This window comes from Brucella pituitosa (assembly GCF_003049685.1).
Taxonomy (GTDB): Bacteria; Pseudomonadota; Alphaproteobacteria; order Rhizobiales; family Rhizobiaceae; genus Brucella; species Brucella pituitosa.
The window spans coordinates 180,274-193,630 of the sequence record NZ_PYSY02000003.1; the positions used below are offsets into that span (position 1 = coordinate 180,274).

Genomic DNA, 13,357 nt, shown 5'->3' on the forward strand with positions numbered 1-13,357 from the left:
TTTGTCATGACGATACGATTTGATGGAAAAACCGCACTCATCACGGCTGCTGCTCAGGGCATTGGCCGTGCAAGTGCTTTGGCTTTTGCAGAAGCTGGCGCCAAGGTCTATGCGACCGACATCAACGAGGCAGCGCTCAAGGAACTCGAAGGCGTCTCCGGCATTATCACGCGCAAGCTCAATGTGCTTGACGAGGCAGAAGTGAAGGTACTCGTTGCCGAGATCGGTCAAGTCGATATCCTGTTCAACTGCGCAGGCGTTGTCCATGGCGGCTCAATCCTTGAGATGAAGGACGAAGACCTCGACTTTGCCGTCAATCTCAACGTCAAGGCGATGATCCGCACCATTCAGGCCGTGTTGCCGGGCATGCTGGAACGCAAGGACGGTGCCATCGTCAACATGGCGTCGGTCGCTTCGAGCGTGAAGGGCGTGCCGAACCGCTTTGCCTATGGCGTCACCAAGGCGGCTGTCATCGGTCTGACCAAGGCTGTTGCTGCCGACTATGTTGCCAAGGGCATCCGCTGCAACGCCATCTGCCCCGGCACGGTTGAAAGCCCATCGCTGCAGGACCGTCTGCGCGCACAGGGCGATTATGAAGAGCAGCGCGCGGCCTTCATCGCGCGTCAGCCAATTGGCCGTATCGGTCAGCCGGAAGAAATCGCCGATCTTGCGGTCTATCTCGCGGGTGCAACTTACACGACCGGTCAGGCTTATAACATTGATGGAGGCTGGACGATCTAGGGTAGTCGATATTCAGGCTCTGGCGGCCTGCAAATGGCACTTTTCTGCGCTTCCGGTGCTCATGTACCTTTAACCAGAATCTCAACTACCCTAGGCGCTCCATCGTTACTAATTCAGCATCCCCACAAGGAGTAAACTCATGAAATTTCTTCGCTATGGCGAAACCGGTCAGGAAAAGCCGGGCCTTCTCGATGCCGACGGCACTATCCGTGATCTGTCTGCCCATGTCAGCGATCTTTCCGGCGCGGCTCTCAACCCTGAAGCGCTCGCCAAGCTCGGCTCACTGGATGTCAATGCGCTGCCGAAGGTCGAAGGCAACCCACGCCTCGGCCCATGCGTTGCAGGCACCGGCAAGTTCATCTGCATCGGCCTCAACTATGCCGACCACGCAGCAGAATCCGGCATGGCTGTGCCACCAGAGCCAGTTATCTTCATGAAGGCAACCTCGGCCATCGTTGGCCCGAACGACGATCTGCTGATCCCACGCGGTTCGGAAAAGACCGACTGGGAAGTCGAGCTTGGTATCGTCATCGGCAAGACCGCGAAATACGTTTCGGAAGATGATGCACTTGATTATGTCGCGGGCTACTGCACGCTGCATGACGTCTCTGAACGCGCTTTCCAGATCGAGCGTGCCGGTCAGTGGACCAAGGGCAAATCCTGCGACACATTTGGTCCGACAGGTCCATGGCTGGTGACAAAGGACGAAGTTGCCGATCCGCAGAACCTCGGCATGTGGCTCAAGGTCAACGGCGAAACCATGCAGGACGGCTCGACCAAGACCATGGTCTATGGCGTGCGTCATCTGGTTTCCTATCTCTCGCAGTTCATGTCACTGCAGCCGGGCGATATCATCTCCACCGGCACGCCTCCCGGCGTTGGCATGGGCATGAAACCACCGCGCTACCTCAAGGCTGGCGACGTTGTCGAACTCGGCATTGAAGGCCTCGGCACACAGAAGCAGAACGTGCGCGCTGACTAATTATATGCCCAAAAAAAAGCTGCCGGGAAAAGATCCCGAGGAGCCAGCCTACGGTGATTTGGAAACGTGTGATCACTTCAGACGTCTTCCTGTGTACTAAGAGCGATGAGGTTTCTACAAAGCAAGCGGAACGCGGGCCCGATCCCTCCCTATCGAACGACCGCTACAAACCGGTCCCTCACAAGGCCCACCAATGTTTGCCTAGTCATCCATACCCCAAAGTTCGGGGTTGCGTTTAAAATGCTCGGTCAGCATTTCTGTGAGCACCCGCACTTTGCGCGTGGGATGCTGGCCTGGCGGGCGCACGACATAGGCGCCCCCCGGGGGGACTGGATAGCGTGTCATGATTGGAACCAGTGCACCGGCGGCCACATACTCATGTGTAATACAATCAGGGAGCCAGGCGATGCCCAGACCCGCCGCAGCGGCTGCGGCGAGCGCCGTAGCACTGTCGGCCTTGAATCTGCCTTGTAGTTGGACCGTAACAATCCTGCTTCCATCCATGAACTGCCAGGCTTCTGTTCCCTGCATGAGGGCTTGATGGTTAACGAGCTCATCAAGGGCTTCAGGTGAGCCGTTTTTCTCGACATAATCCGGGCTTGCGACAAGCTTTCCATGGATCGGCCCAACGCGCCTCGCGATAAGATTGGAGTCCTGAAGGTAAGCGCCTCGAATTGCGCAATCAAAACCCTCCGCAATGAGATCGACAAAGCGATCACTATAGGAAGTGTGGATGTGAAGTTTTGGGTGCAGACGCGCCATTTCGGCGAGCACGGGGGCAAAGTGGGTCGCACCTAAGGTAAGCGGCATGGCAACCCTCAAGCGGCCGCGCAACTCACCAGCAGGAAGGATCGTTTCCCTGGCTGTATCGATCTCAGCGCTTGCTCTGGCCGCATGGTCTCTGAATGTCACACCTGCTTCCGTAAGCGCTGCACCACGAGTCGTTCGCGCAAGAAGCTGCACACCAAGCTCCGTTTCAATTCGAAAGAGCCGTCGGCTGACAATCGACTTCGAAACACCGAGACGACGCGCAGCAGCAGATATACCCCCGGCATCGGCTACTGCAACAAATGTCTGTAGATCTTCGATGTCCATTTCGACGTTCCTTGTTTCGCGACACAGTTTGCCGGACTATGGCACTACCACCCTCCCAAAAGGAACAGCAAATTGCGTCGAGGCAACGTCACCCATTGACGCGTGTCTCACTTGAACCCATCGCCGTTCATGACGGCAGAGAAAGGAAGTCTTGATGACCCTTCGTAACGGCCTCGATTCTCTTCTTCGCCCCGAAGATTCGGTCCTCGTGCTGATCGATCACCAGCCTTACCAGTTGGCCAACCTTAACAGCCACGACCCGCAAGCTGTGGTCAACAGCACAACCGCACTGGCGAAGCTGGCAAAAGCCTTCGATGTTCCGACCATTATGACCAGCGTGATCGCGGGGCGCGGCGGACTTCTCTTTAAGCAGATCACCGACGTATTTCCGGACCAGGAAGTCATTGATCGCACCTGGGTGAACACCTGGCAGGACGAGAATGTGGTGAACGTCGTCAAGGCGACCGGCCGCAAGCAGCTGATCATCGCAGGCCTATGGACCGAGGTTTGCGTCGCAATGCCCGTGATCCAGGCTGCTGGCGAAGGCTGGGACGTGACCGTGATTACCGACGCGTCGGGTGGGATTTCCAAGGAGTCTCACGAAGTTGCCATCCAGCGGATGATTGTGGCTGGTGCAAACGTGATGACCGTGATGGCACTCGCTGGTGAATGGCAACGCGATTGGGCCCGCACCGAACATGTCGATGCACTGACCGAGATTCTCATCCAACATTTCGGTGGCAGCGGTATTGCGTATCTTTGGGAACAGCAGCTTCTCAACACGCCCGTAACTGGCTGATCTCGACCGGCATGGCAAACATTTCGGCGAGGGTTGAAACGCCTGTTTGTTGGCGCTCGTCGCCCTCGCCTCACTGGGAGCTATCTAACGAAACAACCCCGATCATGTGCGCGATTACCCGTGATCCCACCTGCGGCCCCGCAATACTCAATACCTCCCACTTTCACAGTTAGTCTGCCGCTCAGCCGCAGCATTATGGCTGGGAGTGAGATATTTGCTAATGGCGCTATTGCCCAAACGTACAATTGCTGCCCCATCCGGCAGTTTCTCTCTTGATGAGAAGGACCATCATAAACGTCAGCTGATGTTCCGCCGCCTCGTTAGTGGCGCACTCAGATTTCAGTGAATATGAAATACGTCAGCTGCACCTTTCATCCCAAAGTGAGCAATCTTACAGTGAGATAATCATGAAAGCAGCCATCTATGACCATCCTGGCCCTCCAGAAGTCCTGCGCTACTCTGATGTGCCTGACCCAATTTGTCCAAGCAATGGCGTCTTGATCCGTGTAGCGGCCGCCGCTATCGAGGGCGGTGACCTGATCAATCGCGCGTCTGCGCAGCCACCTCACCCAGCCTTCATCGTTGGGTTTGCGGCCGCTGGTGAAATTATTGCGATTGGAGAAAACGTATCAGATCGTCATGTGGGCCAGAAGGTGACAAGTTTTGATCTCGCCGGATCACACGCGGAGTTACGTGCGGTTGCCGCGAGCCGGACCTGGCTGGTGCCGGAAGGCCTCGACATGCCTGCCGCTGCTGCGTTGCCTATCGCATTCGGAACTGCTCATCACTGCCTGTTCGCACGAGGTAATTTAAATCGCGGCGAAACCGTTCTCATTCAGGCGGGCGCAGGTGGAGTAGGTGTCGCTGCCATCCAACTCGCGCACCGAGCAGGCGCGACGGTGCTCGCGACGGTGTCTGGCGCTGAAAGAGCCGAACGTCTTATCGGTCTCGGATTGGATTATGTTATCGATCACCATTCGGTCGACGTCATCGATACGGTCATGCGCCTAACTGGTGGGCGTGGCGTTGATCTGGTCATCGACCCGGTTGGCGCGACACTGCAAAACTCCCTTGCGGCGCTTCGCTCGGAGGGGCGCTTGGTGTTTGTCGGCAACGCGGGTGGTTCGGTACTGAGCATCGATCTTTGGCCAGCACTGCAGGCGAACCAATCGCTTCTCGGCGTATTTATGGGAACTCAGTTGGAAAAGCCAGAGGTCCATGCCACGATCTCCCGGATGCTGGAGCTGGCAGCGACTGGTGATCTTGAGGTGGTTGTGGACAAGATATTCCCACTCGCAAACGCCGCTGCAGCCCACGCCTATGCCGAAAATACATCCATCCTCGGACGCGTCATAATCGTCTCGGACAAATAATATGTACCCCGACACGCCACTGAAAGAACCCTCAACTTCCTGCGGCCTCGACACCTTCCATGGACGGAGTCAACTTCGGCATTAGCCGGTCATGCAGGATGATCACGAACGGCGACTGACGCCCCCAGCAATACGACAATGGGTCCAGACTAGAGTATGGACTGCAGCGGCTTAAGCGGCGTGAGAAACCGTTTCAACAGCCATTTTCAGCTCCTTGTCAGTTGCCCCACGAGGATCGACGTGAGCGCTGCCGGGACAGCTATGACAATAAGCAAGACCGGTAATTCCTGCGCAACCGTATAACCGGCTTTGGCAACGCCAACCCACATATTGGCAAGTGAGATCATCAGCCAGACCGGGATAAAGAATTTCAGTCCCGTCGCGATACCAGCCGCATCGCCGCCCCAGAGTTTTCCAAATAGAGCAAACACACCCAAAAGGACAATGCCCCCGCAGATGACCAGCAACATATGCATGAACGCATCCCCGTTGTCGCGATGATGTGATGAACGGCCTGCCCGAGCTGGAAAGCCGATCATCTGTTCTTACTTCGTGGTATAACCGCCGTTGACGAGAATAGTCTGACCAGTCATCCACCATCCATCCGAAACCATAAATCGGATATACGGCACAATATCCTCAATGTCGGTAAGACCTGTTTTCGAAAAGTTCGATAGAGCAGCTGCAGTTTTATGATACGCAACTGCATCCGCGCCTTCAGCTGGATAGAAAAACGATGTGTCCATTGGTCCGGGACCGATCGCAGTCACCGAAATACCCCGCTCGCCAAATTCCTTGGATGCAGCACGCGTAAAGTGCTCGACTGGTGCTTTGGTGCCAGCATAGCTCGAGTAAAATGGAGTAAATGCACCGAGCAGTGATGTGACGAGTGTCACCAATTTACCATTATCATTGAGATGTCTGCCCGCTTCCTTGATGAAGAAGAAGGCCGTCTTGGCATTGACTGCACTCATCGCATCATATTCAGCTTCGGAAATCTCGACGATCGGCTTCTTTAGCACTTTGCCGACCGTGTTGATGGCAATGTCCGGTTTACCAATAGCGGCGACCGCATCAGCGAAAAGCCTGGCGACGGCACTCGCCGTGGTCAGATCCGCCTGGAACGCAATGGCTTCAGCACCTGCCGCTTTGACCGCAGCAACAGTCGCGTCCGCCTCCGGTTTGGACGCTGCACTGTTGTAGTGGATCGCAATGGCTTTCGCGCCATGAGCTGCAAGATCGCGTGCAATCAGACCACCAAGGTTTTTTGCACCTCCAGCGATGATGACTGTTTTTCCTTTAATGCTGTGGTCGGTCATGGGGGCTCCTTCGCCGGCATGCGATCGCATTGGCGACCGCTTTCAACTTGAAACTTTATCGCCTAGGATTGCATGATAAAGACGCCCATTCTGACATCACTTGTCAGAAACGCTGCACAATTGGAAAGCCCCACACTTTGGACCGCATAGACCTGTTCCGCATTTTCGCCCGTGTCGTCGAATGTTCGAGCTTTACCCGCGCCGCCGATACGCTCGGTGTACCGCGTTCCTCCGTCTCGGCGGCAATCCAGGAACTGGAGGGGCGTGTTGGTGCGAGGCTACTCCATCGCACGACGCGCAAGGTCTCGGCGACGCAGGATGGTGCCGCCTTATATGAACGCTGCCTGCGCGTAATCGCCGATGTCGAGGACGCAGAAAACTTGTTCCGCCAGACTGCAGCACAGCCATCAGGCCGCCTGCGGGTCGATGTTCCGGGGCGGATTGGACGCCTGATCATTGCGCCAGCATTACCCGATTTTTTCGAACTTTATCCGCAGATTGATATCGATTTTGGTGTGACCGATCGTTCAGTCAATCTGGTGGAAGACAGCGTCGATTGTGTGCTGCGCGTTGGCCCTTTAAACGATTCCGCACTGATCGCGCGACCAATCGGCAAACTACCGCTCATCAATGTTGCGAGCCCCGATTATCTGAGGAACCACGGAACGCCTTGCACGCCCAATGATCTCGGAAGCCATTGGGCGGTCAACTATGCCTCACCGTCCAGTGGGCGCGTCGAGGATTGGGAGTGGATCGAAAACGGGGTGCTCAGTACTATGTCGTTACGTGGGCGCGTGACTGTTAACAGCGCCGAAGCCTATATCGCATGCTGCCTGGCTGGGCTCGGACTGATCCAGATCCCAGTTTATGACGTGCGTATCCATCTTGAGGCTGGGGAACTGATCGAAGTCATGCCAGATCATCGCGCCGAACCCATGCCCATGACATTACTTTATCCCCACCGGCAGCACCTCTCGCGGCGCTTGCAGGTCTTTACCAATTGGCTCGAAACCCTGCTCAAACGGCAGCTTTTAGAATAACCATCGCCGAGCACAGGTCGGCGCAGCATAAGCCTAGTGATCCCAGAGCCTGATGAACGACCAACCGGCTCATCTTACCCTCAGGCAGATAGTTTGACCGCCAGGTCACGATACGTCCTCGGAAACGTTCGTCAACACCCCCTTTTTTCCTGCGGATCCGTGCTGCTGAACACGAACACAGGTGCTATCGATCATCACGATGTCGCCATCATAGGCCTGAGAGACAGCCTCCAGCAGACGATCCCAGACACCAGCACGACGCAAGCGAACAAACCGGTTGTAACAGGCTGTTGCAATACCATAGCGTTCAGAGATTTCTGACCATGATGACCCGGTGCGGAAGCACCACAGAATACCATTGAGAACCATACGATCATCGACCCGGGGAATGCTGCGCGGTTTGCACGGCAACAGGGGGGCAATAATCGACCATTCCCGTTCTGTGAGTTCACAGCGGCGTCGTGACATCAAAGAGCTCTTATTCAGAGGCATTAGAATCATTAATCCACTCAAATAACTAGCCTATTCATGAGTGCACGGCCTAGAACTCGGCGCGAGCGAATGGCCCACAGTAGTCGTTTTCAGGCATCGAACGTCTGTCCAGACCCCCTGCCAGACTGAGCTGTTTCGATCCGACTTGTACATACGCGCTGGAACGAATCTCAGTCGTCCAGATTAGGGGAAAGAATGTGGACATGAGCATAATCGTAAAAGTATGCTCAGAAGCGAGAATGGCAATAACCACCTGTCGTGAAGCGTCCCATCTCTTGTGACAAACTTAAGCGATGAGACGGGCTCGGGCACGCGCGGCAGATGCGTCGGTGTCAAGCCGTGCTACAATTTCAGGAATGAAGAATACGGTATTTTATAATACTCACAATCTGTGGCGAACCCAAATGTTTATCTTAATATTAAAATGGATCTCTTCGATATCCGCTTAATATATACCTCTCTCTATCTAACCTGTTTCTAATTATTCTTAATCCTCTATTTTCTTCAAAAATATTATTGATCATTGCTTGTCTGTCTGCAACAATTCCTCTGGTATTGTCATCGTTATCCTCAGAGTAACCTTCGTCCGGCATCTCATTCATCATACGCTCGCGAAGTTCCGCGTTTGCGCGCATCCGACGATCAAGGCGAACACTTTCACGAAAACGGTCTCTAATCTGTTCTTCGAGTTCGTCCTCATCCGCGTCTCTGAACCTTTCCAAATTCTCTTCTTCTTCTCGATGTCCTATCAAATCATCAAGGTCAGGCTCTGATCCGAATATTTCGTGTAATGCATGTTGAGGTGCTTGTTCTCCGGCTCCCTGTAGTGACTCATGTTCCAATGGCGGTGCTGACGGTCCTTCCATGGGTGGAGCAGATGGTTCAACCGTCTTTGGAGCGTCGATAGCAATATCCTCTGTACCCTTTACGGCGTCTTTTCCGCCCTTTGCGAGAAGATCATCGCCAGCAGTTTCCGCGGCATCGGCTCCTATAACTGGATCTTCAATGGATGCCACGACTACAATGGCAGTATTCACGATTATCCGCTCGATCTTTGAAGGCATTATAGCGACCTCAGCCTTATGAATACCTTTTTCGGCAAGATGTAATGGCTTCGTCGCTACATGCATAACCTCATGCCTAAATTTTAGAACCCCTTTCCATGAGTGCCCTGTGGGGTCTGTGTTATTGATTGGGTCGCCTGCACAATAAGCATAAGGATTGATGCCGCCCTTCCCGAAAGGGCTGTAACTGTCAGGCGCCATGAAGCGTCGTAGTTCAGGACTATAGAGCCGGTATCCGTTGCCCAGATGATAACCTTCCAGAACTGCGCTTTTGCGCCTACCATTATAGCCAAGAATACTGGTCTGATCATCGTCGGCCGGTTGTTCGCCATGTGGGCCATAAGCCATGGTCTGCCGGGTGTCGTCATTGTTAAGACTGAGGACTGATCCGCTGGCATCGACGCCACTCAACCAAATACCGGTATGAGCACCCTCGCGAACCTGCGCCAGATTTCCCGTTGGACCAGGCACAAGTCGCACCTTGTTGTCACCATTGATCTGATTAACCAGTCTGGATCCGCGATAGAACAGATTTGTACCATTCTCATCGATCATGCGGTTCAGAGGATCGTAGAAAAAACCGCTTGTGGCGGTACGGATGCCATCTTCGTTATATTGCGTCACGGATCGCAGATAGCCGCAATTGATGGCGTGGTCATAACTGAAGCTGCGGCTTTGGCCATCATTGATAATATTGCCTGCAGCGTCATAGGTCAGTGTCGTTTTAAGCGGATAGTCACTATGCGTATGCCTGATAATCCTTAGTTGACAAGGATCTTTGGGGGTAAAGAGGCAAGTCATGATATCGCTGGAACCATCGTCAAAGACAGTGTCGGCCCTAGTGATGTTGTCATAAGCATCATAGACGAAGCGCTGGCTTTTGAGCCGCCTTCCTTTAGAGTTGGCTGGCAGTTCCGGCCCTTCGGCCTCATAGGCAATCAGACGGTTACGCGCGTCATATTGAAAGCTTTCCTGACGTGCGATCGTAAAACCGCTTTCAGTGGTTCCCGTTGTGCCACGTTTGAGAGTTTTGCTCTGGAGCTGATGGCTTTTATAGTAGGACTGTTCCAGAATCCACGCACTGCCATGACTGCTTTCTACCTTGCGGGAGGCTTCACGATCCAGATCGTCCCATGTGATTGTGGTGGTCAATGTTGGGTGTGAGGTGTTCGACAGATCCGTTGCGATCCATTTGGACAGACGGCCCAATACGTCATAGATCACATCAAGCTGCACGTCCCGGTCGCTGGCCTGCGTGGGGCGCCCGTAGGCATCGCGTGCCGTGACTTCCCGCTTGGCTCCGGTGACGTCAGTATAGCTTTTGATCTGGCCTGCCGTCGTATACTGGTAACTGGTTGTCCCACCACCCTGCGAGAATGTCTCCGCAGACAAGCGCCCGTTAACATCGAACGTATTGGCAATACTGACAGCACGTGAGCTTGCAAAACTGGTAGCGCAAGCCAGCTTCCCGGTAATCGCATTGTAACTTAGGGATAGACTATCATGGTTGATGACCGTGCCGCGTACCGGATCGGGTCCGACGCTCTTGCTGATGAGTTTGCCGTTCAACTCAGGCTGATAGCTGTAATTGACAGTCACACCATAAGGTGAGGTGATGGACGAGGGCGAGGTCAGGCTGCCGCAAACAGGATCGTATTCTGCTTGCCAGAGATGCCCACCCACATCTTGCTGCGTGATACGCCCCATACCATCAACTATACGCGTACCCATGGAAACATCATCCACCGTGATATTGACCATTACAGCGGACGGCGTGTCGTCGTTATAAATTCGGGCAACAACGGTTGGTGCTTGCTGACTCGAGGTTTTCGGCAGGATTGCCGTTATGACACGGCCAAAGGCATCGTATACGTAGCTCGTTTCCCGCCCCAATGCATCAATCATGCTGCGCAGGCGATTAAGCCCGTCATATTTGGCACTGGTTGTACTGTATGGCGTGCTATCGATAGCACTTCCGGCGGCATAGGTCTTTGTCGTTACAGTCCGACGCGCTACGTCATAGGACTGAACAGTCCTGCTCGTTTGCAACAATTGACCAGTTGCCGGATCGGGCCGCCCGCTCAGATCATAGGCCGTGTTTGTCAACAGAACCGGATCTTTGATGTTGAAGCTTTGAATACCATCCGGGCCGGTCGCGCAATCGCTCTGACCCCAGTTGTCATAATGTAGGTCTGAAGAAAGCGATGCATAAGGAGTGCTGGTATTGCTGTTGAAGTCCTGACTGACTGTGCTTTGAAGGCGCCCGGCGTTATCATATGTTCTGGTCTGAAGTATTTGCCAGATACTGCCATCTTTGAGCTGAACCTCGCCCTTGAGGGCATTTTTCATACCATCGAAGCTGGTTCGTACCTGATTACCAAGCGCGTCGGTTGCCATGATAATGTAAGGTGCCGTCGCAGCCGAACCAATCGTATAGGCAAAGTCACGCGTATTGGCAAAGTCGGTGCCTGAAGCTGTAGTCACGGAGGTCAAGCGGCCAAGCTTGTCGTAGCTCCCGGTGTTTTTAACTCCCAGATTGTTGATGGTTTCTGTAACACGCCCGGTAAAGCGCGAGGTGATCTTGGAGGCTGTCGTCGTGATGCTATCATGCGTAACCTGAGTGGTGGTGCGTGTAAGCTTTTCGCCAGAGAGCTGCGCGGTCATTGTGCTGGTGGTAGTATATCCATGATCAGGGTTCCCGTCAGGGTAATGAGTGCGGCTTGATGCAACAAGACGCCCGAACTCATGGCCCTGGCTGGCAGCAGCATATTGAAAGGTCGTTCTTGCCGTCACGTGTGTGTCGGAGAAAGCCCTTTGTTCACAGTTGAAGACTGTATAAGCCCCGGCAAGAGCCGGGATACCGGCAGGGTAAGCATATTGCTGGTAGCGATAGCGTGTCACAACTATCGGCTCGTCGCCGTAATCGGATTGCGCCGGTGTCGTCGTCATGCTTTTGATGAAGCGTGGAACGCTATTCTGCCGGTTATAAGTATTCGGATCTGGCGGGCAGCCAAAGCCATTAACAATATCGTTCGCCAGCCCCGCAGCCGGATAATAGTCCCAACTGATGGCGCCTTGCGCAATCAGCGCGCCATTATCGTCTGTAACATATTTCGCTTGCGACAATTGATTGCCGAACAGATCATAGTTGTATTGGATCTGCGCTTTGCGTGATACTTGCCCATCAGGCTCTAAGGTGCCAGAACTGCAGCTGATTGTTTGCAGGCGGGGAAGCTGGAACCGGGGATCCTGAGCAGCAAAACCCATGCCTGGCGTTGCATAATAGGTGGTTTCCTCGATGATCACATGATCGTCGCGTCGCGTTGCTTCCTTTACCTGCAGATGGAAGCAGTTATAGGTGCGCTCAACCGCGGTCTCAATGTTTGCGTCATCAATATGCGTGACTGTTGACTTGTACTTATAGTCGAAACTGCAATCATAAAGCGGATCAAGTGCAGGATTCCAATTCGTACCGGCCCCGCAGCCTAAGAAATTGGCGGAGCTGAAGGCATAATTCTGTAAAATTGCGGGCTGTCCACCCCCTGGTGTTGTCGTCAACTGCACGACATAGGGCATACGCACTGACCGCATATCCGAGGCTGATTCCACATAGCGATGCGCCAAATCCGCGTTGGGACTGTACGCAACTTCTTCAACCAGCCCGCCCGGCGCGATTAGCTTTGTCGCCCATAACCCCCAGGGACCCAAAAAACTCATATCGGTATAATTAATCAGCCATTTCAGCGAGGTGTCAGCCGCGCCGAGCGCGTTGCTGCTGATACCCACCAGATATTTGCCTTGCAGGTCCAGAAAAACGTCATAACCTTCCGACCAGCCGGGTAGGATGGAAATAATCGGATTTACAGATCGTGCAGACGAGTAGCTGATAGAAACCAGAACTTTTAGATCATCGTCTTTAATCGTTGAAAGACGCCCCGCTGCATCTGTCTGGAAATAGAGGTTATGCCCTGATGGAGAGATAATCTGCCTGAGTTGCTTCAGATCACCCGCGTTGTTGGGGCCATCGAGTAACTCAATTGTACCATCACGATAGGTCACCTGATAATATTGACCGTCGGGAGTTCTTTGGATCGACACATGTTTCAGTGTCGTCTGCTGAATGCCCATTGCCCCGCTATTCTGGCTTGCCCAGACCTGATATTGCTCGCCGGTCGATAGGCTCAGGTTCCCCGATCCTGCATTATAGGTTGTCAGCCCGAGGTCGAAACCAACCCCGAACCCCATGTCGGTTCCGGAGCTTGGCGAATAGTTTAGTTCAATCGGCACTGATGGGCCCAGACCGTTGTTAGATGTAAGGTTGGCAAGGGTCAGCGTGATGTTAAACTGTCCGGTTCGCGGATCAACACCACCAGCGACGGCACTGGCAAAATTATAGGCAAGTGAAAAAAAGGCGCTCGGTGTGTTCATGAAAAAATCTCGTCAAAAAGATAA

At 53.8% G+C, this 13,357-nt stretch carries 9 protein-coding genes and 1 pseudogene; 5 read left to right on the top strand and 5 right to left on the bottom strand.

From position 1 onward, the window contains the following. Positions 1–6 precede the first annotated feature (6 nt). The gene (locus tag C9380_RS21155) at positions 7–741 is read left to right on the top strand and encodes an SDR family oxidoreductase (RefSeq protein WP_128094569.1); all 735 of its coding nucleotides are present in this window, start codon (positions 7–9) and stop codon (positions 739–741) included. A 139-nt stretch (positions 742–880) separates the two neighbouring features. Further along, positions 881–1,723 (top strand): fumarylacetoacetate hydrolase family protein, encoded by an 843-nt coding sequence (locus C9380_RS21160; protein ID WP_128094570.1) that lies wholly within the window; start codon positions 881–883, stop codon positions 1,721–1,723. A gap of 201 nt (positions 1,724–1,924) precedes the next feature. Here the strand turns inward: C9380_RS21160 and C9380_RS21165 are convergent, their stop codons facing one another. Further along, complete coding sequence (locus tag C9380_RS21165) at positions 1,925–2,818, bottom strand: LysR family transcriptional regulator (protein WP_128094571.1); 894 nt, start codon at positions 2,816–2,818, stop codon at positions 1,925–1,927. Positions 2,819–2,972: 154 nt separating this feature from the next. Between C9380_RS21165 and C9380_RS21170 the strand changes: the two genes are divergently transcribed. Then, positions 2,973–3,617: a hydrolase gene (locus tag C9380_RS21170; RefSeq protein WP_128094572.1), complete on the top strand. Its 645-nt coding sequence runs from the start codon at positions 2,973–2,975 to the stop codon at positions 3,615–3,617. Between the two features lie 407 nt (positions 3,618–4,024). Continuing rightward, positions 4,025–4,990, top strand: a complete 966-nt coding sequence (locus C9380_RS21175; RefSeq protein WP_128094573.1) for a quinone oxidoreductase family protein — start codon at positions 4,025–4,027, stop codon at positions 4,988–4,990. Between the two features lie 206 nt (positions 4,991–5,196). Here C9380_RS21175 and C9380_RS21180 read toward each other — a convergent pair whose 3' ends face one another. Beyond that, the gene (locus C9380_RS21180; protein ID WP_128094574.1) at positions 5,197–5,466 is read right to left on the bottom strand and encodes a hypothetical protein; all 270 of its coding nucleotides are present in this window, start codon (positions 5,464–5,466) and stop codon (positions 5,197–5,199) included. Positions 5,467–5,535: 69 nt separating this feature from the next. After that, positions 5,536–6,309, bottom strand: a complete 774-nt coding sequence (locus C9380_RS21185; protein WP_128094575.1) for an SDR family oxidoreductase — start codon at positions 6,307–6,309, stop codon at positions 5,536–5,538. Between the two features lie 137 nt (positions 6,310–6,446). Here C9380_RS21185 and C9380_RS21190 point away from each other — a divergent pair, with 137 nt between their 5' ends. Further along, a complete protein-coding gene (locus C9380_RS21190) occupies positions 6,447–7,349 on the top strand; it encodes a LysR family transcriptional regulator (protein WP_128094576.1) in 903 nt (300 codons plus the stop codon). A gap of 132 nt (positions 7,350–7,481) precedes the next feature. Here the strand turns inward: C9380_RS21190 and C9380_RS21195 are convergent. Then, positions 7,482–7,817: pseudogene (locus C9380_RS21195) on the bottom strand (transposase); the annotation flags it as partial. Between the two features lie 443 nt (positions 7,818–8,260). After that, positions 8,261–13,333: an RHS repeat-associated core domain-containing protein gene (locus C9380_RS21200; RefSeq protein ID WP_128094577.1), complete on the bottom strand. Its 5,073-nt coding sequence runs from the start codon at positions 13,331–13,333 to the stop codon at positions 8,261–8,263. Between the last annotated feature and the right edge of the window lie 24 nt (positions 13,334–13,357).